This window comes from Streptomyces longisporoflavus, assembly GCF_014649775.1.
GTDB lineage: Bacteria > Actinomycetota > Actinomycetes > Streptomycetales > Streptomycetaceae > Streptomyces > Streptomyces longisporoflavus.
The window spans coordinates 209,269-231,540 of sequence record NZ_BMTR01000007.1 but is presented as its reverse complement, the minus strand read 5'-3'; the positions used below and the strand labels follow the sequence as shown (position 1 = coordinate 231,540).

The 22,272-nt window shown below is 70.0% G+C and carries 22 protein-coding genes and 2 tRNA genes; 14 read left to right on the top strand and 10 right to left on the bottom strand.

The window, feature by feature from the left end:
• Nucleotides 1-6: 6 nt before the first annotated feature.
• Entirely contained in the window at nucleotides 7-531 is a 525-nt protein-coding gene (locus tag IE226_RS16840) for an NUDIX hydrolase (protein WP_190082043.1), read from the bottom strand.
• Nucleotides 528-1,973 carry a zinc-dependent metalloprotease gene (locus IE226_RS16835; protein WP_190082042.1) on the bottom strand — a complete coding sequence of 482 codons (1,446 nt, stop codon included), beginning with the start codon at nucleotides 1,971-1,973 and terminating at the stop codon, nucleotides 528-530. The genes IE226_RS16840 and IE226_RS16835 overlap by 4 nt, the downstream gene beginning before the upstream one ends.
• 191 nt (nucleotides 1,974-2,164) lie before the next feature.
• On the opposite strand from IE226_RS16835, the gene IE226_RS16830 reads away from it, so the two are divergent.
• The 4 genes from IE226_RS16830 to IE226_RS16815 all read left to right on the top strand — a co-directional run bounded on the left by IE226_RS16830 (nucleotide 2,165) and on the right by IE226_RS16815 (nucleotide 5,333).
• Entirely contained in the window at nucleotides 2,165-3,277 is a 1,113-nt protein-coding gene (locus IE226_RS16830) for an SDR family oxidoreductase (protein ID WP_190082041.1), read from the top strand.
• A 99-nt stretch (nucleotides 3,278-3,376) separates the two neighbouring features.
• Nucleotides 3,377-3,841: a molybdenum cofactor biosynthesis protein MoaE gene (locus IE226_RS16825; protein WP_190082040.1), complete on the top strand. Its 465-nt coding sequence runs from the start codon at nucleotides 3,377-3,379 to the stop codon at nucleotides 3,839-3,841.
• A 140-nt stretch (nucleotides 3,842-3,981) separates the two neighbouring features.
• Complete coding sequence (locus IE226_RS16820) at nucleotides 3,982-4,152, top strand: hypothetical protein (protein ID WP_190082039.1); 171 nt, start codon at nucleotides 3,982-3,984, stop codon at nucleotides 4,150-4,152.
• Between the two features lie 92 nt (nucleotides 4,153-4,244).
• Complete coding sequence (locus IE226_RS16815; protein WP_190082038.1) at nucleotides 4,245-5,333, top strand: YlbL family protein; 1,089 nt, start codon at nucleotides 4,245-4,247, stop codon at nucleotides 5,331-5,333.
• A 49-nt stretch (nucleotides 5,334-5,382) separates the two neighbouring features.
• On the opposite strand, the gene IE226_RS16810 is transcribed toward IE226_RS16815, so the two are convergent.
• Nucleotides 5,383-5,925, bottom strand: a complete 543-nt coding sequence (locus IE226_RS16810; protein WP_190082037.1) for a PPA1309 family protein — start codon at nucleotides 5,923-5,925, stop codon at nucleotides 5,383-5,385.
• A 146-nt stretch (nucleotides 5,926-6,071) separates the two neighbouring features.
• On the opposite strand from IE226_RS16810, the gene IE226_RS16805 reads away from it, so the two are divergent.
• From IE226_RS16805 to IE226_RS16790, 4 genes are all read left to right on the top strand, one after another.
• On the top strand, nucleotides 6,072-9,050 hold the full coding sequence (locus tag IE226_RS16805; RefSeq protein WP_190082190.1) for a UPF0182 family membrane protein: 2,979 nt from the start codon (nucleotides 6,072-6,074) through the stop codon (nucleotides 9,048-9,050).
• 49 nt (nucleotides 9,051-9,099) lie between these two features.
• Nucleotides 9,100-9,173: transfer RNA gene (locus IE226_RS16800), tRNA-Met, on the top strand.
• A gap of 220 nt (nucleotides 9,174-9,393) precedes the next feature.
• Complete coding sequence (locus tag IE226_RS16795) at nucleotides 9,394-11,214, top strand: tetratricopeptide repeat protein (protein ID WP_190082036.1); 1,821 nt, start codon at nucleotides 9,394-9,396, stop codon at nucleotides 11,212-11,214.
• A gap of 159 nt (nucleotides 11,215-11,373) precedes the next feature.
• Nucleotides 11,374-11,447, top strand: a tRNA-Met gene (locus IE226_RS16790).
• Nucleotides 11,448-11,570: 123 nt separating this feature from the next.
• Here the strand turns inward: IE226_RS16790 and IE226_RS16785 are convergent.
• A complete protein-coding gene (locus tag IE226_RS16785; protein WP_190082035.1) occupies nucleotides 11,571-11,987 on the bottom strand; it encodes a Fur family transcriptional regulator in 417 nt (138 codons plus the stop codon).
• Nucleotides 11,988-12,144: 157 nt separating this feature from the next.
• On the opposite strand from IE226_RS16785, the gene IE226_RS16780 reads away from it, so the two are divergent.
• Nucleotides 12,145-13,614, top strand: coding sequence for a catalase (locus IE226_RS16780; protein WP_190082189.1), 1,470 nt, complete (start codon nucleotides 12,145-12,147; stop codon nucleotides 13,612-13,614).
• A gap of 60 nt (nucleotides 13,615-13,674) precedes the next feature.
• Here IE226_RS16780 and IE226_RS16775 read toward each other — a convergent pair whose 3' ends face one another.
• Together IE226_RS16775 and hisN are read right to left on the bottom strand one after the other, a co-directional pair.
• The gene (locus IE226_RS16775; protein ID WP_190082034.1) at nucleotides 13,675-14,073 is read right to left on the bottom strand and encodes a CBS domain-containing protein; all 399 of its coding nucleotides are present in this window, start codon (nucleotides 14,071-14,073) and stop codon (nucleotides 13,675-13,677) included.
• A gap of 157 nt (nucleotides 14,074-14,230) precedes the next feature.
• Nucleotides 14,231-15,031: a histidinol-phosphatase gene (hisN, locus tag IE226_RS16770; RefSeq protein WP_190082033.1), complete on the bottom strand. Its 801-nt coding sequence runs from the start codon at nucleotides 15,029-15,031 to the stop codon at nucleotides 14,231-14,233.
• A gap of 162 nt (nucleotides 15,032-15,193) precedes the next feature.
• On the opposite strand from hisN, the gene IE226_RS16765 reads away from it, so the two are divergent.
• Nucleotides 15,194-15,799 (top strand): TetR/AcrR family transcriptional regulator, encoded by a 606-nt coding sequence (locus IE226_RS16765; RefSeq protein WP_190082032.1) that lies wholly within the window; start codon nucleotides 15,194-15,196, stop codon nucleotides 15,797-15,799.
• A gap of 45 nt (nucleotides 15,800-15,844) precedes the next feature.
• On the opposite strand, the gene IE226_RS16760 is transcribed toward IE226_RS16765, so the two are convergent.
• The 4 genes from IE226_RS16760 to IE226_RS16745 all read right to left on the bottom strand — a co-directional run bounded on the left by IE226_RS16760 (nucleotide 15,845) and on the right by IE226_RS16745 (nucleotide 19,414).
• Nucleotides 15,845-16,168 (bottom strand): DMT family transporter, encoded by a 324-nt coding sequence (locus IE226_RS16760; protein WP_190082031.1) that lies wholly within the window; start codon nucleotides 16,166-16,168, stop codon nucleotides 15,845-15,847.
• 120 nt (nucleotides 16,169-16,288) lie between these two features.
• A complete protein-coding gene (rsgA, locus tag IE226_RS16755; protein ID WP_190082030.1) occupies nucleotides 16,289-17,302 on the bottom strand; it encodes a ribosome small subunit-dependent GTPase A in 1,014 nt (337 codons plus the stop codon).
• A 16-nt stretch (nucleotides 17,303-17,318) separates the two neighbouring features.
• Complete coding sequence (aroA, locus tag IE226_RS16750) at nucleotides 17,319-18,635, bottom strand: 3-phosphoshikimate 1-carboxyvinyltransferase (RefSeq protein WP_190082029.1); 1,317 nt, start codon at nucleotides 18,633-18,635, stop codon at nucleotides 17,319-17,321.
• Nucleotides 18,636-18,679: 44 nt separating this feature from the next.
• Nucleotides 18,680-19,414, bottom strand: a complete 735-nt coding sequence (locus tag IE226_RS16745; protein WP_190082028.1) for a M50 family metallopeptidase — start codon at nucleotides 19,412-19,414, stop codon at nucleotides 18,680-18,682.
• Between the two features lie 49 nt (nucleotides 19,415-19,463).
• Here IE226_RS16745 and IE226_RS16740 point away from each other — a divergent pair, with 49 nt between their 5' ends.
• From IE226_RS16740 to rsrA, 4 genes are all read left to right on the top strand, one after another.
• Nucleotides 19,464-20,279 (top strand): SOS response-associated peptidase, encoded by an 816-nt coding sequence (locus IE226_RS16740; RefSeq protein WP_190082027.1) that lies wholly within the window; start codon nucleotides 19,464-19,466, stop codon nucleotides 20,277-20,279.
• Between the two features lies 1 nt (nucleotide 20,280).
• Nucleotides 20,281-20,922 (top strand): alpha/beta hydrolase family protein, encoded by a 642-nt coding sequence (locus IE226_RS16735; protein WP_190082026.1) that lies wholly within the window; start codon nucleotides 20,281-20,283, stop codon nucleotides 20,920-20,922.
• Between the two features lie 221 nt (nucleotides 20,923-21,143).
• Nucleotides 21,144-21,824, top strand: a complete 681-nt coding sequence (locus IE226_RS16730) for a sigma-70 family RNA polymerase sigma factor (RefSeq protein ID WP_190082025.1) — start codon at nucleotides 21,144-21,146, stop codon at nucleotides 21,822-21,824.
• Nucleotides 21,821-22,165: a mycothiol system anti-sigma-R factor gene (rsrA, locus tag IE226_RS16725; protein ID WP_190082024.1), complete on the top strand. Its 345-nt coding sequence runs from the start codon at nucleotides 21,821-21,823 to the stop codon at nucleotides 22,163-22,165. The genes IE226_RS16730 and rsrA overlap by 4 nt, the downstream gene beginning before the upstream one ends.
• Nucleotides 22,166-22,272 lie beyond the last annotated feature (107 nt).

The following is a 22,272-nucleotide window of genomic DNA, read 5'->3' as shown; positions in this document are numbered from 1 at the left end:
GTCGTTCTACAGTCGCGCCCTTGTTGCTTCCACCAGGCGCACCACTGACGTGTCGGCGACCTTCGCCACCTCGTCGTACGCGAACCAGCGCAGGTCCAGGGACTCGTCGCTGATCGCCTCGGTCGCTCCGGAAGGGGCCAGTGCCGCGTACTGCACGTCGAGGTGCTGGGTGCAGGGCCCCGGGATCGGGTGGCGGTCCAGGCGGACCGGGCCGCCCGGCAGGAGCGCGAGGCCGGGCACCCCGGACTCCTCGGTGGCCTCACGCAGCGCGGCGGCGGCCAGCGTCGTATCGCCAGGCTCGCAGTGGCCGCCCATCTGGAGCCACATCCGCAGCTTCTTGTGCAGGGTCAGCAGCACGCGGCCGCGTGACGGGTCGACCACCAGCGCGCTCGCCGTCACGTGGCCGTCCGTGCAGGCCTTCCACATGCCGTCCTCGGGGTGGGCGGCGAGGTGGTCCAGGTAGTACTGACGCAGGTCTTCCTGGTCCTCGTAACCCTTCAGGACGAGGACCGCGTCGTCGTACAGGCTCACTTCTTGTCGTCGCCCTCGGTGTCGCTGTCGTCGCCGGTGTCCTTCTTGAGGTCCGGCTTGGAGCCGCCCGCCGCCTCGCCGAGCATCTTGTCAAGCTCCGAGAAGTCCAGCTGCTCGTGGTGCACGAAACCGTCGGGGTCGTCCAGGTCAGAGGCCGTCGGCAGCATGTCCGGGTGGGCCCACAGGCCGTCCCGGCCGTCCACGCCGCGCGCGTCCGTGAGCGAGGCCCACAGGCGCGAGGCGTCGCGCAGCCGGCGCGGACGCAGCTCCAGGCCGATGAGCGTGGCGAAGGTCTGCTCCGCGGGACCGCCCGTCGCACGGCGGCGGCGCAGCGTCTCGCGAAGGGCGTCGGCGGACGACAGGCGGGGCTTGGCCGCCGCGTGGACGACCGCGTCCACCCAGCCCTCGACGAGCGCGAGAGCCGTCTCCAGGCGGGCCAGAGCGGCCTTCTGCTCGGGGGTGTCCTCCGGCTGGAACATGCCCTGCTGGAGCGCTTCCTGAAGCTGCTCAGGGTTCTGCGGGTCGAGCTGGCCGACCACGTCCTCCAGCTTGGCCGTGTCGACCTTGATGCCGCGCGCATAGCCCTCGACCGCGCCGAACAGGTGCGAGCGCAGCCACGGCACGTGGGCGAAGAGCCGCTGGTGGGCGGCCTCGCGCAGTGCGAGATAGAGCCGGACCTCGTCCTGGGCGATGCCCAGGTCCTTGCCGAACGCCTCGACGTTCACCGGAAGGAGGGCGGCCTTGCCGGCCGGGCCGAGCGGCAGGCCGATGTCGGTGGAGCCGACGACCTCGCCCGCGAGCACGCCCACGGCCTGGCCGATCTGCTGGCCGAACATGGCGCCGCCCATGGAGCGCATCATCCCGATCAGCGGGCCCGCCATGGCCTGCATCTCCTCGGGCAGCACGTCACCCATGGCCAGGCCCACGCGCTCGGCGACCGGGTCGACCAGTTCCTTCCACACCGGCAGGGTCGCCTCGACCCACTCGGCGCGGCTCCAGGCCACGGCCACACCCGAGCCGGACGGCAGCGACGTCGCGTCGTCCAGCCACAGGTCGGCGAGGCGGACCGCCTCCTCGACCGCCCCGCGCTCGGCGGGGCCGACGCTGGCGTCCTTGGTGCCGTCCGACGTCCCCCGGGAGACCGTCTGGCGGGCGATGTCCTTGGCCATGTCCCAGTTCACCGGCCCGCCCTCGTACGAGAGCATCTGGCCGAGCTGCTGGAACGCGGCGCCCAGGTCGTTGGGATTCATCGAGCCGAACATCGCGGCGAACGGGTTGTCACCACCGGGGCCGCCCGCGCCGGGCAGACCTCCGAAGCCGAATGGGTTCCCAGGGCCACCACCTGCACCCTGTCCCCCTCCGGGGCTGTCCTTCTTCTTGCCCTCGTCGCCGTTCTCCGGCTCCTCCGGCGGAAGGCCGAATCCGAATGGGGTGTCACTCACGGGATTCCTCGGCTCGTCAGGCCGCCGGTACTGTTCCGGCGGCGGCTGCCTTACAACACCACCCAGCGTAGACACCGTGACGGGATCGGGCCTCAGTGCTTCGCCGACTCATGGCCTGCGGCAGGATGGATGCCACCTGGTACGTACGCGTCATTCGCGTACCTACTGAAGACAACCGCTGGAGACGCCTGGTGAGTTCCCCAGATCCACAGGTTCGCGCAGCGCGAAACCTTTCTACCCCGGCCCCCGTCCGAGGGCCCGTGGTCGCCGTCACCGGCGCCGCGTCCGGCGTGGGCGCGCTCCTCACCGAGCGCCTGGCCGCGTCCGAGGAGATCAAGCAGGTCGTCGCCATCGACGAGCGCCGGGGCGAGTGCGCCGCGGCGCAGTGGCACATCCTGGACGTGCGGGATCCGGCCATCGCGGAGAAGCTGCGGGGCGCGGACGTCGTCGTGCACCTCGCGCTCGATCTCGACCTGGAGACCGACGCCGCGGCCCGTACGGCGTACAACGTACGCGGCACGCAGACCGTGCTGACCGCCGCCGCGGCGGCCGGCGTCCACCGTGTCGTGCTCTGCACGTCGGCGATGGTCTACGGAGCGCTGTCCGACAACGAACTGCCCCTCTCCGAAGACGCCGAATTGCGCGCCACCGCGGAGGCGACCGGCGTCGGCGACCTCCTGGAGGTCGAGCGACTCGCCCGGCGCGCGCCGAAGGCCCACCCCGGTCTGAACGTCACCGTGGTGCGGCCCGCCGTCCTGGTGGGCGGCACGGACACCGCGCTCACGCGGTACTTCGAGTCGCCCCGGCTGCTCGTGGTGGCGGGCTCGCGCCCGGCCTGGCAGTTCTGCCACGTCGAGGACCTGTGCAGCGCCCTGGAGTACGCCGTCCTGGAGAAGGTCGAGGGGGAGCTGGCCGTCGGCTGCGACGGATGGCTGGAGCAGGAAGAGGTCGAGGAGCTCAGCGAGATCCGGCGCATGGAGCTGCCCTCGACGGTGGCCCTCGGTGCGGCGGCCCGGCTGCACCGGATCGGTCTCACTCCGTCTCCGGCCGGTGACCTCGCGTACACGATGTACCCGTGGGTGGTCAGCGTCAGTCGGCTGCACGACGCCGGATGGCGGCCTCAGTGGACCAACGAGGAGGTGCTCGCGGAGCTCCTCGAGGAGGTCGCGGGGCGCCGGACCGTGGCGGGACGCCGGCTCGGCCGCAAGGACGCGACGGCCGCGGGTGCCGCCGGTGCGACGGTCGCGCTCCTTGGCGCGGCGGCGGTGGTGCGACGCGCGCGGAAGGCGCGGCGCAGGATCTGAGACTCACCGCGGACCTGTAGAGAGCTCCAACGCGGCACGCGCGCGTGCCGGGCGAAAGCGCTATTCCGTGATGTCCGTGCCGTGCGGCACCATGGCCGCATGGCACGCACCACGAACGACCACCCCGGCGAGCAGGCCGCACAGGACCCGATCCGGCTCCTGGCGATCCGCGACGCACCGCTCTCCCTGGACGAGGTCTTCCGGGCCGTCGGCGACGACGCGGCGGGGGGAACGGCGCTCTTCGTGGGGACCGTGCGCAATCACGACGGCGGAGCGGACGTCGACGAGCTCGGCTACTCCACGCACCCGACGGCCGAGGCCGAGATGCGCCGGGTGGCCGAGAAGGTCGTCGCCGAATTCCCGGTCCGCGCCCTGGCCGCCGTGCACCGCGTCGGCGACCTGGCGGTGGGCGACCTCGCGGTCGTCGTGGCCGTCTCCTGTCCGCACCGCGCGGAGGCCTTCGCCGCCTGCCGCAAGCTGATCGACGACCTCAAGCACGAGGTGCCGATCTGGAAGCACCAGCGTTTCTCGGACGGGAAGGAGGAGTGGGTCGGCGCCTGCTGACCCACTGCTCCCCGGCGTGGAGCCAGTTGGCCCAAGAGCCTCCGGTTGCGTAACCCGACCCCTGGCGTGAGCGTTGACGAAGCGGATGGTTAATCTGCTGATCTGTCAGTTGTGCTCGCTCAAGGGGTCGGGAGGTCGACATGGCGTCACTCGCCTGGTTGCTGATTCCGTTTGCGGCAGCTGTCGGTGGGGGTCTCTGGGCAGGCTGGGCGGCGCGTAACCGCCGGTCCGGCAAGACCGGGGACAACAACGAACTCAACGGCTACGCGGCCTTCCGCGAGGCGATGGAGAAGTCCCGCACCGGCACGTGACCCCGCGGGCCCGCGGCCGGCGAAAGGCCCGCCGGCCCCGTACGGACTGGCCCCAGCGGTGCACTGACAGGCAGGTCCCGTACTGTCGTTCCATGCCACGCCGCACCGCGACGATGCTCGCCTCCACCCTGATGCTGATCGCGCTGCTCTGCGCCGGAGTCCTCATCAAAGTGCCGTACTCGGTGATGTCCCCGGGCCCCACGGTGAACACCCTCGGCGACCACGGCGGCGAGCCGGTGCTGCAGATCTCCGGCCACAAGACCTACCCGACGTCCGGTCACCTCAACATGACCACGGTCCGGGTCACCAGCGCCGACTACAACATGAACATCGCGGAGGCCGTGTACGGCTGGCTGGCCCACGACAACATCGTGGTGCCGCACGAGACCCTCTACCCGAACGGCAAGACCGAGCAGCAGTCGAGCCAGGAGAATGCCGAGGAGTTCAGCCAGTCCCAGGAAGCCGCCAAGGTCGCGGCGCTGGGGGAACTGGACATCCCGGTCAAATCCCAGGTCGTCGTCTCCACGGTCTTCAAGGACAGCCCCGCCGAGGGCAAGCTCCACGCGGGTGACGTCATCAGGAAGGTCGACGGCAAGCCCGTGAAGGAGATGACGGACGTCTCCAAGCTGGTCACCAAGCACAAGCCCGGCCAGGACGTCGTCTTCAGCCTGGTGCCCGTCAAGGAGGCGGCCGCCGCGGAGAAGGCGGGCAAGGAGCCGACCCGGACGGAAGACGTCAAGATCACCACGGAGAAGGCGAAGGACGGCCGGGCGGTCGTCGGCATCGAGGCGGGAACCGATCACACGTTCCCCTTCACCATCGACATCAAGCTCGCCGACGTGGGCGGCCCCAGCGCCGGCCTGATGTTCGCGCTCGGCATCGTGGACAAGCTGACCCCCGGCGACCTCACCGGCGGCAATTTCGTGGCAGGCACCGGCACCATCGAGGTCGACGGCAAGGTCGGCCCGATCGGCGGCATCCAGATGAAGACGGTCGGCGCGCGCGCCAAGGGCGCCGAGTACTTCCTGACGCCGAAGGACAACTGCGCCACCGCCGCCGAGGACGTCCCGGACGGGCTCACGCTGGTCAAGGTGGACACCATCGACGACGCCGTCGACGCCCTCAAGGACATCCGCAAGGGCGACACCGCCGACCTGCCGCAGTGCACGGTGAAGAAGTAGCGGACGCACGTACGCGGGTGGGGGCGCCCCCACCCGCGTACGCGGACCGTCAGTCGGCGAACGTGGCCGACAGCGCCTCCGCGAGCCCCGGAACCAGGTCGGCACCGGTGAGGACCTCGGTCGGCGAGTCCTTCTCGCGCAGCCGCAGGGCGGACTCGCGCGCACCGTCACGGAGCACCGCGACCGTCATGCGGACCTCCTGGCGGTCGGGGTGCTCGGACACCCACTTCGCGAGCTCGGCCTCGCCGAGCCCGTCGGGGACCGACGTCTCCGCGGACGGCGGAAGCATCAGGCGCTCCACCGTGAGGGCGCAGCCCGCCACGGCGTCCGGCCAGGCGATGGTGCCGAGGAACTCGTCCAGCGGCTTGCCCGCCGGGATCTCCTCCTGCTCGATGGGGGTCAGACCGGGTTCTTCGGGGGAATTGTCGAGGCCGAGCTGAGTGGCGAGGCCGGGTTCTTGGGTACGCAGTCGCGCCGTGTCGACGAGCGCGAAGAGGCGCGCGGGCTGGTCCCAGCCGAGGCCGGACGCGTACTCGTCGATCTCGAGCACGGCACGGGTGAGGGGGCTCGCTGCCATGGGAGTGTTGGACATGGTCACAATCCTGCCTCGTTAGTCCCGAGAAACGGGAACCGAGTAAAGCGTAGGTAAGTTGCATAGGTGTGGGTCCACGATCACAGGGCCCTGACGGACCAACAGAATCAACATCGAACTTCGAGGTGCGCACCTTGGCTTTCCAGATGCCGGACCGCGGCGGAGGCCCGACGGGGCCACGGATCAGAGTGGGCCGACCGTCCCGTCGCGTCCGGACCCTGCTCATGACACTGGGCATCCTGGCTGTACTCGCCATGGTGTTCGTCATGTTCGCGGGGTTCTGGACGGACTGGCTCTGGTACCGCTCGGTGAACTATTCGTCGGTCTTCACGACGACCCTGTGGACCAAGATCGGCCTGTTCTTCGTCTTCGGCCTCCTGATGGCGGCCGCGGTCGGCCTGAACATCTGGCTGGCGCACCGGCTGCGCCCGCCGCTGAGCGCCATGTCGATGGAGCAGCAGAGCCTCGACCGGTACCGCATGAGCATCGCGCCGTACAAGAAGTGGCTGCTGCTCGGCATCGCGACGCTCGTCGGCCTGATCGCGGGCGCGTCGGCCGCGGGCCAGTGGCGCACGTGGCTCCTGTGGGTGAACGGCGTCTCCTTCGGCCAGAAGGACCCGCAGTTCAAGCTGGACGTGTCGTTCTTCGCGTTCGACCTTCCCTGGTACCGCTTCCTGCTCGGCTTCGGCTTCGCGGCCACGGTGCTGTCCCTGATCGCCGCCGCCCTGACCCACTACCTGTACGGCGGGCTGCGCATCACCAGCCCCGGCGCACGGGCCACGGCCGCGTCCACGGGGCACCTGTCGGTGCTCCTCGGCGTCTTCGTGACGCTCAAGGCCGTGGCGTACTGGCTCGACCGGTACGGCCTCGCCGTGAAGTCCAGTGACTTCAAGGCGACGGGCGACTGGACGGGTCTTCGCTACGTGGACGCGAACGCGTACCTGCCGGCGAAGACCATCCTGTTCTGCATCGCCGTCATCTGCGCCCTGCTCTTCTTCGGGACGCTGTGGCGGCGCACCTGGCAGCTGCCGGTCATCGGCTTCGGTCTGATGGTCCTTTCCGCCATCCTCATCGGCGGTCTGTACCCCGCGATCGTGCAGAAGTTCCAGGTCTCGCCGAACGAGCAGGCCAAGGAAGCGCCGTACATCAAGAAGAACATCAAGGCGACGCGCGACGCGTACGGCATCAACGGAGTGAAGCCCGAGGACTACAAGGGCGCGGGCAAGGCCGACGAGGACCCCAAGAAGAAGCGCGAGGACGCGGACTCGGCAGCCAACTACCGGCTGAACGACCCGAACATCGTCTCGCCGACGTTCCAGCAGCTGGAGCAGGAGCGCGAGTACTACCGCTTCCCGACGACCCTGGACGTGGACCGCTACAACGGCCAGGACACCATCGTCGGTCTGCGTGAGCTCAGCCTCGACAAGCTCGAGAAGCGCAACTGGATCAACGACCACTTCGCCTACACCCACGGGTACGGCATGGTCACGGCCAAGGGCACGGAGACCAAGAAGGGCTCCAAGGGCGCCCCGGACTTCACGAACTACGGCCTGCCGACCGCCGGCAACCTCGGCGAGTACGAACAGCGGATCTACTACGGCGAGAAGACCACCCAGTACTCGATCGTCGGCGGGCCCCAGAAGGAGCTCGACTACGAAGAGGACGGCGGCGGCCAGAAGACCTACAGCTACAAGGGCGACAGCGGGGTCAACCTCTCGAACCCGATCAACCGCGCCGCCTACGCGGTCTCCTTCGGAGAGCCGCAGATGCTGTACTCGGGCGCGATCGGCGAGGGGTCGCGGATCCTCTACAACCGCACTCCGAAGGAGCGCGTCGAGTCGGTGGCGCCGTGGCTGACCATCGACGGCGACACCTACCCGACCGTGGTCAACGGCAGGATCCAGTGGGTCGTCGACGCCTACACGACCAGCAACGGCTATCCGTACGCGTCGCGGACCACGCTCGGCGACACGACGGCGGACTCGCTCTCCGAGTCCGACGACCAGCGCGCCGTGGTGGCCCAGCAGAACCAGGTCAACTACATCCGCAACTCCGTGAAGGCGACCGTCGACGCGTACACCGGAGAGGTCAAGCTCTACACCTGGGACGAGAAGGACCCCGTCCTGAAGACCTGGAAGAAGGCGTTCCCGGACACCGTCAAGGACAAGGGCGATATCCCCAAGGCCCTGATGGACCACCTGCGCTACCCCCAGGACATGTTCAAGGTGCAGCGCGAGCTCCTGACGCTCTACCACGTCACGGACGCCGGCCAGTTCTACAACGCGAGTGACGCCTGGCAGGTGCCGAACGACCCGACGAAGAAGGACAACAGCGCGGTACCGCCGTACTACTTGTCCATGAAGGCGCCGGGCCAGGCGCAGCAGCAGTTCTCGCTGACGACGACGTTCACCCCCAGCGGGCGCCCGAACCTGCGCGCCTTCATGACGGTCGACGCCGACGCCACGAGCAAGAACTTCGGCACGATGAAGCTGCTGAGAGTCACGGGCGACGTGGACGGCCCGGAACAGGTCCAGAACAAGCTGAACTCGATGACGGAGGTCGGCAACTTCGTCCGGGACATGAAGGGCGCCGACTCCGACGTCCTGTACGGAAACCTGCTGACCGTGCCTCTGGACGACGGGTTCCTCTACGTCGAGCCCGTGTATGTCCAGGGACGTAAATCGGCGTATCCGCTCCTGAAGAAGGTGGCGGTGTCGTACGGCACGGAGACCGCGTTCGCGGACTCCCTGAGCGACGGCCTCAACCAGGTCTTCGGCGCCGACGGGACCACCAAGCCACCGGCCGACGACACGGACGGCACGGACGAGCCGACCGAGCCGCCCAAGTCGAGCGACCCGACGGTGCAGGCGGCCCTGGACGACGCCCAGACGGCGTTCGAGGACGGGCAGCAGGCGCTGAAGGACGGCGACTGGGAGGCCTACGGCAAGGCGCAGGAGAAGCTCGAGGAGTCCCTCCAGCGTGCCGAGGACGCCCAGGCCAAGGCGGCCGAGGACGGCGACAAGAAGGGCGACAAGAACGCCGACGCCGACAAGAGCGCGGACAAGGACGCGGACAAGAGCGGTGACGGGGACGCGTCCGGGGACGGCGACAAGAAGGGCGGCTGACCAGCGGCGAAACACCTCCCCGCGCCGTGGTACGGTTACATCACAACGGCGCGGGGTGGAGCAGCTCGGTAGCTCGCTGGGCTCATAACCCAGAGGTCGCAGGTTCAAATCCTGTCCCCGCTACTAGAAGACGAAGGCCCGGATCCTTATCGGATCCGGGCCTTCGTCGTGTGTGTCCGGGGCTGTCGCGGCCGTGCGCTGGTCTGTGCGAACCGTGCTCCGCGCGGGGGGAGTTGGGAAATCTGTGTTTGACTTATCTCTCTGTGGGCATGTCGACAAAACGCTGAAGTGACCTCACTGGCTGCGGTATACCAGGTGTACCCAGGTTGCAGGTGGTGCGACGATGGACGTTATGGGGGACAAGGCAACTCTGTTGGAGACAGGGCGGTTTGTGCAGCCGGCCGACCGGGAGGATCCCGGGGCGGCCGCCGAGGAGTTGCGCCATCGGCTGGCCGCCGAGGCCGGAGACGTCGACGCGATGAGCGTCCTCGGAAGCCTTCTGCTGCGCCGCGGTGATCTCGACGGGGCCGAATCTCTGCTGCGCGCGGCGACCGCCGAGGGCGACCGCGCCGCCGCCAACAACCTCGGAGTCCTCCTGCACCAGCGCGGGTACGCCGACGAGGCCGCCGGCTGGTGGCGGGTCGCCGCCGTCGCCGGTTCCGCCGCGGCGGCGCACGCGCTCGGACGCCACCACCGCGAGCGCGGCGACGAGCCCGCCGCGGAGTACTGGCTGCGGCAGTCCGCCGAGCAGGGCCACGCCCTGGGCGCGTACGCCCTCGCCGATCTTCTGGAGCACCGCGGTGACGTCGGCGCCGAGCGCTGGATGCGGGCATCGGCCGAGCGCGGTCACCGCGAGGCCGCGTACCGCATCGCGCGCGCCCTGGACCGGCGTGCCACGGCCGAGCGCGCGGACACCAGGACCCCCGCGAAGGCCGACGCCGAAGGCGCACGTTCCGCCGCCGCCGAGGCCGAGCAGTGGTATCGCCAGGCCGCCGCGCGCGGACACCGGCGGGCCGCGCTGCACCTCGGCGCGATCCTGGAGCAGCGCGGCGAGCTGAAGGAGGCGGGACGCTGGTACCTGAACTCCGCGAAGGACGGAGAGGCCCGTGCCGCCTGCGCCCTCGGCTTCCTGCTGCGTGACGCGGGCGACGAGGAGAGCGCCGCCACGTGGTGGCTGAAAGCGGCCAGGGACGGCGACGGCAACGCCGCGAACGCCCTGGGCGCGCTGCACGCCGAGCGCGGCGAGACCCAGACCGCCGAGCGGTGGTACAGGGCCGCCATGGACGCGGGGGACGTGAACGGCGCGTACAACCTCGGCCTGCTCTGTGCCGAACAGGGGCGGACCACGCAGGCCGACCAGTGGTACAGGCGTGCCGCGTACGCCGGTCACCGCGAGGCCGCCAACGCCCTTGCCGTGCTGCTGCTCCAGGGCGGCGACGCGGCGGGCGCCGAGCCGTGGTTCTCCAAGGCCGCCGAGGCGGGCAGCGTGGACGCGGCCTTCAACCTCGGGATTCTCTACGCGTCCCGTGACGACGACGACTCGGCCCTGCCCTGGTACGAGCGTGCGGCCGCCGCCGGGCACACCGAGGCCGCGCTCCAGGTCGGCACGGCGCGGCTGCGGGAGGGCGACGAGCAGGAGGCCGAGCGGCATCTGCGGTGCGCGGCGGGCGGCGGCAGCGCGGAGGCGGCGTACCGCCTCGGCACGGTGCTCGACGCGCGGCGGTCCGCCGCGGGCCCGCCCGCGCTCGGGGAGCCCGCCGCGGAGAAGACCGAGTGCGAGGAGTGGTACGAGCGGGCCGCACAGCAGGGGCATCGGCGTGCGCAGGTGCGGGTCGGGATGCTGGCCGCGGGGCGCGGGGATGTCGTCGAGGCGGCTCGGTGGTACCGCCTCGCGGCGGACGCGGGGAGCCGGAACGGGGCGTTCAATCTGGGATTGCTGCTTGCGCGTGAGGGCAGTGAGCCCGAGGCGGCGCTGTGGTGGACGCGGGCCGCTGACGCCGGGCACGGGCGTGCGGCTCTGCGGCTTGCGCTGCTTTACGCTCGGCGCGGGCAGCTGGTCGAGGGGCAGCGGTGGGCGTCCCGTGCCGTGGAGCTGGGGCCGGCTGAGGTTTCGGAGCGGGCGGCGCGGTTGCGCGAAGCGCTTCAGCAGGAGCTGACTGCTTAGCCCCTGCTGGTTCCCCTGGGGCAGCTGCGCCACGCCTGCGCTTGTGCCGGCTTGCTGTCGCGGGGCGGGGGCGGGTGCGGCTCGGTGGGTGGGCACAGCAGGCGGGCGGAACGGATTTGCGCTGGTCGTTGCGATTGACGTACGGTTGCAACACAACGGCGCGGGGTGGAGCAGCTCGGTAGCTCGCTGGGCTCATAACCCAGAGGTCGCAGGTTCAAATCCTGTCCCCGCTACTAAAGGCCAGAGGCCGGGAAGCATCAGCTTCCCGGCCTCTGGTGTATGTCCGGCAGCTATCCCTTGCGGCCCACCGCCTCCTCGTGCAGCTTGTGGCTCACCGCCGGGCCTGAGCTGAAGCTCTACGCCCCCGCGCAGCTCGGGCACGTGCCCCTGTACGTGACGTCCGCGCCCTCGATCGTGAAGCCGAAGCGTTCCGAGTCGGGGAGGCTGCTCAGCGGGTTGCCCGTGGGGTGGACGTCGCGGATCGTGCCGCACTGCGCGCACACCAGGTGCTGGTGAGGGCGGTGGGCGTTCGGGTCATACCGCTTGGCCCTGCGGTCCGTCGAGACTTCGAGGACCTCGCCGAGGGTCACCAGCTCGCCCAGGGTGTTGTAGACGGTCGCCCGGGAGATCTCGGGGAGCTTGTCCACGGCGCGGGCGTGCACCTCGTCCGCGGTCAGGTGTACGTGATCCCCGTCGAGGACCTCGGCCACGACGCGTCGCTGCGCGGTCATGCGCCAGCCGCGTCCGCGCAGGCGTTCCAACAGGTCGCTCATGAAAACCAGCCTAGCAGGCGAAGAGGCTAACTCCCGACCCTGTGTGACTTTGGATATTTACTTGACTTAGACAATGTCTATCGTAGGATCAGATTCAGCGGAGGCCGGGGCACCGGCCGAAGCCAGGGGCAACGCCTAAGGACAGGACTTGCAGGAAATGACGCAGGAGGCGCACGTGACGCAGGGACCGCTCACCACGGAGGCCGGAGCCCCGGTCGCCGACAACCAGCAAAGCGAGACCGCGGGCCTCGGCGGACCGGTGCTCGTGCAGGACCAGCTCCTCCTGGAGAAGCTCGCCCACTTCAACCGCGAGCGCATCCCGGAGCGCGTCGTGCACGCCCGCGGCGCGGGTGCGTACGGCACCTTCACGCTCACCCGTGACGTCTCGCAGTGGACGCGGGCCAAGTTCCTCTCCGAGGTCGGCAAGCAGACCGAGACGTTCCTGCGTTTCTCGACCGTGGCGGGCAACCTCGGTGCGGCCGACGCGGTGCGCGACCCGCGCGGCTGGGCGCTGAAGTTCTACACCGAAGAGGGCAACTACGACCTCGTCGGCAACAACACCCCGGTCTTCTTCATCCGGGACGCCATCAAGTTCCCCGACTTCATCCACACCCAGAAGCGGGACCCGTACACGGGCTCGCAGGAGGCGGACAACGTCTGGGACTTCTGGGGCCTCAGCCCGGAGAGCACCCACCAGGTGACCTGGCTCTTCGGCGACCGCGGCATCCCCGCCTCGTACCGCCACATGGACGGCTTCGGATCGCACACGTTCCAGTGGAACAACGAGGCCGGCGAGGTCTTCTGGGTCAAGTACCACTTCAAGACCGACCAGGGCATCAAGAACCTCACCCAGGACGAGGCCAACAAGCTCGCCGGTGAGGACCCCGACTCCCACCAGCGCGATCTGCGCGAGTCGATCGAGCGCGGCGAGTTCCCGTCCTGGACCGTGCAGGTGCAGATCATGCCCGCGGCGGACGCGGTGACCTACCGCTTCAACCCGTTCGACCTCACCAAGGTGTGGCCGCACGCGGACTACCCGCCGATCGAGATCGGCAAGCTGGAGCTCAACCGCAACCCGGAGAACGTCTTCGCCGAGGTCGAGCAGTCCATCTTCAGCCCCGCCCACTTCGTGCCCGGCATCGGCCCGTCCCCGGACAAGATGCTCCAGGGCCGTCTCTTCGCGTACGGCGACGCCCACCGCTACCGCGTCGGCATCAACGCCGACCACCTGCCGGTGAACCGCCCGCACGCCACCGAGGCGCGCACCAACTCCCGTGACGGCTTCCTGTACGACGGCCGCCACAAGGGCGCGAAGAACTACGAGCCGAACAGCTTCGGCGGGCCCTTCCAGACGGACCGGCCGCTCTGGCAGCCCGTCCCCGTCACCGGTGCCACCGGCAACCACGAGACGCCCCGGCACGCCGAGGACAACGACTTCGTGCAGGCGGGCAACCTCTACCGCCTGATGTCCGAGGACGAGAAGGGGCGCCTGATCGACAATCTGTCGGGCTTCCTCGCCAAGGTCTCGCGCGAGGACATCGTGGAGCGCGCCATCGACAACTTCCGCCAGGCGGACGGTGACTTCGGCAAGCGCCTCGAAGCCGCGGTCCAGGCCCTTCGCGGCTGAGATCGCTTGCCGTAGGGAGAAAGGCGGGCCGGGCCCCTTCGGGTCCGGCCCGCCTTTCGTTCACGCGGTGAGGCTCGGCACGCCGCTCCTGCCCGGTGCCCAGCAGCGGATGATGTCGCGGACCGAGACGATGCCGGCGGGTTCGTTGTCCTCCAGGACGATCAGGTGCCGGAAGCCGCCGTGCGACATGGCGTCGGCCGCTTCCTCCAGGGTCCAGGACGGGGTGGCGAAGACGACTTCGGTCGTGGTGTGGGTGCCCGCGGTCTCGGTGTCGGGGTTCTGCCCGAGGCCCAGCGAGATGAGGACGTCGCGCTCGGTCAGGATTCCTAGGGCGGTGTCGGCGTCGAGGACGACGGCCGCGCCGACGCGGCGCGTCGACATCAGCCTGGCCGCCTGGCGCAGTGTGTGGGCGGGACCGATGGTGAGGACCATCGTGCTCATGGCGTCGCGGACGAGCATGGGCTTGAGCCACCTCCTGAGTGGACCGCAAGAGAAGCGATTCACAAGTTCACAAGTGGGGGGACTCTCAGAGTCGCAGCCATGCGGGTCGTCAACAAGGGGGCGCGTGCTGCCGGTTCAGGGCGTGTGCGTGGAGGGACGCGCGGGGGCGTGCGCCTCAGTAGCGCTGGTTGAGGTAGCCGAGCAGCTCGTCGTGGAGCAGGCCGTTCGACGCGGCCGCGTTGCCGCTGTGCGGGCCCGGAGCGCCGTCGAGGCCGGTGAAGGTGCCGCCCGCCTCGGTCACGATGATCGCGGTCGCCGCCATGTCCCAGAGCGAGAGCTCGGGCTCGGCGCAGATGTCGACCGACCCCTCGGCGACCATCATGTACGGCCAGAAGTCGCCGTACCCGCGGGTGCGCCAGACCGCGCGCGTGAGGTCCATGAACCCGTCGAGGCGGCCCTGCTCCTCCCAGCCCGTGAGCGAGGAGTACGCGAAGGACGCGTCCTGGAGCCGTGCCACCTTCGAGGCGTGCAGCCTGGTCGCGGAGGTCAGGCTGCGTCCGGTGTACGCGCCGGCGCCCTTCGCGGCCCACCAGCGCCGCCCGAGCGCGGGCGCCGACACGACACCCACCACCGGCTGGTAGCCCCCTTCGCCCGCCTCCATCAGGGAGATCAGCGTGGCCCAGACCGGCACTCCGCGTACGTAGTTCTTGGTGCCGTCGATCGGGTCGATCACCCAGCGGCGCGGCCCCGTGCCCTCGACGCCGAACTCCTCGCCGAGGATCGCGTCGCGCGGCCGTCCCCGCTTGAGGTTCGACCGGATCAGCTCCTCGGCCGATTTGTCCGCCTCGCTCACCGGCGTCATGTCCGGCTTGGTCTCGACCTTCAGGTCGAGGGCCTTGAACCGGTCCATCGTCGCGGCGTCGGCGGCGTCCGCGAGGACGTGGGCGAGACGCAGATCATCGTGGTAGTCGGGCATGAGTGAACAGTATCGATCCCGTTGTGGCTGAGCCACAGCGCCGTATGTCCGCGTCATCGCGGGACATGACGTATCCCGTGCGAGGTCGCGCCGGAGCTATTGACACCGCCTCCGAGCACGTCAACGCTGGCCGCAGAGCCGCTTCGGCCCCGGGAGGCGACGATGCCTGCAGCACGGGAATCCTTACTGGACGCGGCCGCCACGGCGCTGGCACGCCGGCCGTGGCCAGCAGTCCGCATGGTCGATGTCGCGGCCACCGCCGGGGTGTCCCGGCAGACGCTCTACAACGAGTTCGGCAGCAAGGACGGCCTTGCCCGCGCCCTGCTCCGGCGCGAGAGCGACGCCTATCTGCACGGCGTGGAGAGCGCGTTGGCCGTCGAGGGCGGTCCGGTGGACCGGCTCGCCGCCGTGAGCGCCTGGACGATCGCCGCCGCGCGCGGGAACGAACTCACGCGCGCCATGCTCACCGGCTGCTGGGGCGAACGCCTGCCCGCGCCGACCAGGCCGGGAGTCTCCGCGTCGCCCGTACCGGCACAGCGTCGCGCGGACGCGGGCGTCCCGTCGCCCGCCGAACTGCTCGCCCTCGTCCGGGACAAGGCGGTGAACGCGCTCGACGGCAGGGCCCGGCCGAAGGACACGGAGGAGTTGGCCTTGGCGTGCGAGAGCGCCGTGCGGATGGCGTTGTCGTACGTCGTCGCGCCCTCGCCCGCGGGCGAGGATGCCGTGGAGCTGGTACGAGGGGTCCTCGGGCGCTGGACCGGCGCCTGAAAGGTCCCCGTCGACGGCCCCTGAGGGGCCCGCGTCACCGGCGGGTCAGTGCGCCGAGCCCGACAGTTGGAGGCCGATGACGCCGGCGATCACCAGCGTGATGGAGACGATCTTGAGCGTGGAGACCACGTCGCCGAGGAAAACCATTCCGTAGATCGCGGTGCCCGCGGCGCCGATGCCCGTCCAGACCGCGTACGCCGGACCCACGTCGAGCTTGCGCAGCGCGAGTGTGAGCAGACCGAAGCTGCCGAGGGCGAACGCCGCGAAGGTGATCGTCGGCCAGAGCCGGGTGAAGCCGTGCGAGAGCTTGAGGCAGACCGCGAAACCGGTCTCCAGGAACCCCGCGACGATGACCAGCAGCCACGCCATGTATCTGCCTCCCGCATCTGTACGTCCGGTGACCGCTTCGCCTCGCTTGGTACGGGCTTGGCGCAGGCTTGGTGCGATTATGCCTTTGCCGCGCCGCCCAGGGCGCAAACAACGGTGAGGTCAGTCGCCCTCGCGTCGCTCACGGGTCGCCAGGAGCCTGCGCAGCGAGTAAAGACGCGCGGGGTCCGCGTGTCCCTCCGCCACCCACGCGTCGAGAGCGCAGTCGGGCTCGTCGTGGCTGCACGCGCGCGGACACTCCTCCGTCCCCGGCACCAGGTCGGGGAAGGCGAGGATGACGCGGGACGGGTCGACGTGGTGCAGGCCGAAGGAGCGCACGCCGGGCGTGTCGACCACCCAGCCGCCGGACGAGCCCGCCAGCGGCAGCGCGAGCGCCGACGTGGTGGTGTGCCGGCCGCGGCCCGTGACGGCGTTGACGTGCCCGGTGCTGCGCCTGCGCTCCTCCGGGACCAGGGCGTTGACCAGCGTCGTCTTGCCCACACCGGAGTGCCCCACGAACGCGGTGATCTTGCCGTCGAGCACCTCGTGCACCCGGGCGAGCTCCGCGTCGTCGGTGAACTCCTCGCGGCTGGTGACGACGTAGGGCATGTCGAGCGTGGAGTAGGTCTCCAGGATCTTGTCGGCGGACGCCAGGTCGGACTTGGTCAGGACGAGGAGCGGGGTGAGACCGCCGTCGTACGCCGCCACGATGCAGCGGTCGATCAGGCGCGTGCGCGGCTCCGGGTCGGCGAGGGCGGTGACGATGGCCAGCTGGTCGGCGTTGGCGACGACCACCCGCTCGTACGGGTCGTCGTCGTCGGCCGTCCGCCGCAGGACCGACGTGCGCGGCGAGATGCGCACGATGCGCGCGAGGGTGTCCTTCTTGCCGGAGAGATCACCGACGAGCGAGACGCGGTCGCCCACCACGGCGGCCTTGCGGCCCAGTTCGCGGGCCTTCATGGCCATCACGATCCGGTCGTCGACCAGGACGGTCAGGCGGCCACGGTCGACGGTGAGGACCATGCCGTCCGACGCGTCCTCGTGCTTGGGCCTGATGTGGGTGCGCGGGCGGTTGCCCTTGCGGTTGGGGCGGACGCGGATGTCGTCCTCGTCGGGGTTCTTTCCGTAGCGGCGCATGTTCTGGTTCCGCCCGTCAGTTCCCGAGCATTCCGGTCCAGAGGTCGGGGAAGTCGGGCAGCGTCTTCGCCGTCGTCGCGACGTTCTCGATCTGCACGTCCTCCACGGCCAGGCCGATGATGGCGCCTGCGGTGGCCATGCGGTGGTCGTCGTACGTGTGGAAGACCCCGCCGTGCAGTCGGCGCGGCCGGATGTGCAGGCCGTCGGCGGTCTCGGTGACGTCGCCGCCGAGACCGTTGATCTCCTTGGTGAGGGCCGCGAGGCGGTCCGTCTCGTGCAGTCGCAGGTGGGCGACGCCGCGCAGGGTCGAGGGGGAGTCGGCGAGGGCCGCGACGGCCGCGATGCCGGGGGTGAGTTCGCCGACCTCGCTCAGGTCCACGTCGATGCCGTGGATCGAGCCGGAGCCGGTGAACACGAGACCCTGCGCGGTCAGTTCACAGGAACCGCCCATCTCGGTGAAGATCTCCCGCAGCTTGTCGCCGGGCTGTGTGGTGTGCGCGGGCCAGTCCGGGATCGTCACCCGGCCGCCGGTCACAAGGGCGGCGGCCAGGAACGGCTGGGCGTTGGAGAGGTCAGGCTCGACGGTCAGATCGCGGCCGAGCAGGGCGCCGGGGGTGACCCGCCACACGTTCGGCTCGCCGCCCGACTCCGGGGTGTCCACCTGGGCGCCGACCGCGCGGAGCATGTCGACGGTCATCCGGATGTGCGGCATGGAGGGCAGGGCGGAGCCGGTGTGACGCACCTCGACACCCTGGTTGAAGCGCGGGCCCGAGAGCAGCAGGGCGCTGACGAACTGGGAGGACGAGGAGGCGTCGATCTCGACCGGGCCGCCGTCGAGGGCACCGCCGCCGTGCACGGTCAGCGGCAGCGCGCCGCGACCATCGTCGTCGATACGGGCGCCGAGCGCGCGCAGGGCGTCGATCACGCCGTGCAGCGGACGCTCGTACGAACGGGGGTCGCCGTCGAAGCGGATCGCGCCGTCGGCGAGGGCGGCGACCGGGGGCAGGAAGCGCATGACCGTGCCGGCGTTGCCGACGTCGACCGTGGCGGGACCGTGCAGGCCGGAGGGGATGATCCGCCAGGCCTCGCCGGAGCCGTCCGGGCCGACGCCTTCCTCGATGCCGACGCCGAGTGCGCGCAGGGCGCCCGCCATCAGCAGAGTGTCGCGCGAGCGCAGCGGTCGGCGCAGCCAGCCGGGCTCGGCGGCGAGGGCGGCGAGGACGAGGCCGCGGTTGGTGACCGATTTGGACCCGGGCACATGGACCGTCGCGGCGACGGCTCCGCTCGCGTGCGGGGCTGGCCAGAGGGTGTCGTGCGCTGGGTTTACGGTCATGCCCAACACTTTAGTGGCTCACGGTTACGGCGCAGGCGCGCTGCTCAGAGGCCGAGCAGCCAGCGCCCGCCGCCTATCAGTGAGCACAGTGAGACGGCGTGGAAGAGGAAGAGCCACATCCCCGCGGGGACGTGCGTGAGCCGGGAGAGCTGGTCCGCGTCCGAGTCGCCCGCACCGCCGCGCCTGCGCTTGGACTGGAGCTCGAAGGCCGGACGTACGCCGCCCAGGAGCAGGAACCACACCGCCGCGTACGCGAACGCCGCCTGCACCTGCGAGCTGGTCAGCCAGGAGACGAGCAGGAAGGTGCCGCCGGTGATGATCATGGTGAGGGCGCCGTACGCGTTCCGGATCATGACGAGCATCACGAGGAGCAGTGCCGTCGCGATCCACAGGAACGCCGTGATGTGGTCGGCGGCCAGGAGTGCGGCGCCCGCCAGGCCGAGCAGGGGCGGCGCGGTGTAGCCCGATGCCGCGGTGAGGATCATGCCGAGACCGGTGGGCTTGCCGCGGGAGACGGTCAGGCCGCTGGTGTCGGAGTGCAGCCGGATGCCGTCGAGGCGGCGGCCGGTGAGCAGGGCGACCAGGCCGTGGCCGCCCTCGTGCGCGATGGTGATGGCGTTGCGGGCGACCCGCCAGATGCCGTGCGGGACGACGACGGCGAGGGCGACGAGGCCGGTGGCGATCACCAGCCACTCGTCGGGGGCCGCCTGCGTGCCGAAGACCCGGTCCCAGAGGTCGGTCAGGCTGGCGTTCGCGGTGACTTCCGTTGCGTGGGCCATTGTCTGGACCGGCTCCTCTGGTCGTACGGGGTCTGGCAGTCTGGCACGTATGTGCGGACGGTATGCATCGAGTCGTAGGCCCGAGGATCTCGCGGGAATTTTCGAGATCGAGAAGTGGGAGCCGGAGGAGGCGCTGGCGCCCGACTTCAACGTGGCTCCCACGAAGGAGGTCTACGCGGTCCTCGACCGTCCTGTGAAAGACGCGGAAGACCCCCGCCCGGTTCGCCAGCTGCGCACGCTCAAGTGGGGGCTCGTCCCGTCCTGGTCCAAGACGCCCGAGGGCGGCGCCCGGATGATCAACGCCCGCGCGGAGACCGTCCACGAGAAGCCCTCGTACCGCCGGGCCTTCGCCACCCGCCGCTGCGTCATCCCGGCCGACGGCTACTACGAGTGGGTCACCGGCACCGGCGAGCGGGAACTCGAGGTCGAGGGCAAGAAGAAGCGCCCCCGCAAGCAGCCGTACTTCGTGACGCCCGCCGACGGCTCGGTCTTCGCGATGGCGGGGCTGTACGAGTTCTGGCGCGACAAGACGCTCCCCGACGAGCACCCCCTCGCCTGGTGGGTGACGTGCACGGTGATCACCACGGAGGCGGAGACCGCGCCCCTCGCCGTCGCCCCGGAGGAAGGCCCGCGCTCGCTGCACGACATCCATCCGCGGATGCCCCTGATGCTGACGCCGGACCGCTGGGACGCCTGGCTGGACCCGTCGCGCACGGACCCCGAGGACCTGCGGACGCTCCTGGAGCCCCCGCCGCACGGCCTGATGCGGGCCTACCCGGTGTCGACGGCCGTCAGCAACGTCCGCAACAACGGGCCGGAGCTGCTCAAGGAGCTGGACGGCCCCGAAGAGGGCACACTCTTCTGACGTGACCAAGAGCGAGATCGTCGAGACCGACGCCGGTGAGGCACGCATCACCTGGCACCCCGCCCCGAAGGGCAAGGCCCGCATGGTGCTCGCCGTGAGCCACGGCGCAGGCGGCGGCATCGAGGCCCGTGATCTGCGGGCCATCGCCGCCGCTCTGCCGGCGCACGGCGTCACTGTCGCCCTCGTGGAGCAGCCCTGGCGTGTGGCGGGCAAGAAGCTGGCGCCCGCGCCGAAGACGCTGGACGTGGGCTGGCGCGGCCTGTGGCCCGCTGTGGCGAAGCCCGGCCTCCCGGTGATCGCGGGCGGCCGCAGCGCCGGAGCCCGCGTCGCGTGCCGCACCGCCACCGAACTGGGCGCCGCCGCCGTGCTCGCCCTCAGCTTCCCCCTGCACCCTCCGGGCAAGCCGGAGAAGTCCCGCGCGGACGAGCTCCTCGGCGCCGGGGTGCCGACCCTCGTCGTGCAGGGCGGCAACGACCCCTTCGGGAAGCCCGCCGAGTTCCCCGCGGGGACGTACGAGCTGGTGGAGGTTCCCCACGGCGATCATGGCTTCGCTATTCCCAAACGCGCCGGCACCGGGGAGGCCGAAGCCATGACGCTCATCACGGACGGTGTCACGCGGTGGGCGGGAATGTTGGATGCGTGACCTCTGTTGTGCCGAACAGAAGCTAAACGCTGTTGGTACGAGAGGAAGTCAGCCGCATGGGTTCGACCATCTGCCCGGCTCGCTCCAGCGCCCCTGACCTGGAATGGACGGTGCTGAGCGCGCCCAAGGCCGCCCCTGTTCGGGCGGCGGCGGGACCGGATCGTCGTCTATCCTCCGATTCGAGTGGGACTGCTTTCGGTTCCATCACGTCTTTGGAGGAGGTGGGTCCGGTCACTGGGACCGACGCAGAGGCCGAGCACGGCCAGGCGGAGCGACCCGACGGAGGCGCCGAGACATCGGCGGAGCGCACGGCCCGCTTCGAGCGGGACGCCCTGGGCTTCCTCGACCAGATGTACTCGGCGGCGCTGCGCATGACGCGCAACCCGGCGGACGCGGAGGACCTGGTGCAGGAGACCTACGCCAAGGCGTACGCGTCGTTCCACCAGTTCCGTGAGGGCACCAACCTCAAGGCCTGGCTGTACCGCATCCTCACCAACACGTTCATCAACTCGTACCGCAAGAAGCAGCGCGAGCCCCAGCGCAGCGCCGCCGAGGAGATCGAGGACTGGCAGCTCGCGCGTGCCGAGTCGCACATGTCCACCGGTCTGCGCTCGGCCGAGTCGCAGGCGCTCGACCACCTGCCGGACTCGGACGTGAAGTCCGCCCTCCAGGCGATCCCCGAGGAATTCCGCATCGCCGTCTATCTCGCCGATGTCGAGGGCTTTGCGTACAAGGAGATCGCGGACATTATGGGGACACCCATCGGTACGGTGATGTCCCGGTTGCACCGCGGCCGTCGCCAACTGCGCGGCATGCTCGAGGACTACGCCCGTGACCGCGGCCTCGTCCCCGCCGGCGCCGCCTCAGAGTCGTCGAACGAAGCGAAAGGCTCAGGCTCATGAGCTGCGGAGAGCCGCACGAGACGGATTGCAGTGAAGTCCTGGACCATCTGTACGAGTTCCTGGACCACGAGATGCCGGACAGCGACTGCACCAAGTTCGAGACGCACTTCGAGGAGTGCTCTCCGTGCCTGGAGAAGTACGGCCTGGAGCAGGCGGTCAAGAAGCTCGTGAAGCGCTGTTGCGGTCAGGACGACGTGCCGACGGATCTGCGTGCCAAGGTCATGGGCCGCATCGATCTGATCCGTTCGGGTGAGGCCGTTCCCGAGCACGACGTGACCGTGGAGACGGTGACCGCCGAAGGCGGTGTGCAGGCCACGGGCCTGCGGGCCAAGGAAGCCTGAGCGCACGGTAGTTGGACGGCGGCAGGTCGTGACGGAAGTCCGTCACGACCTGCTTTTTTCTGTTCGCCTTCACTCGTACGTGCCAACTTTCGCCGGGGGCGCTCGGA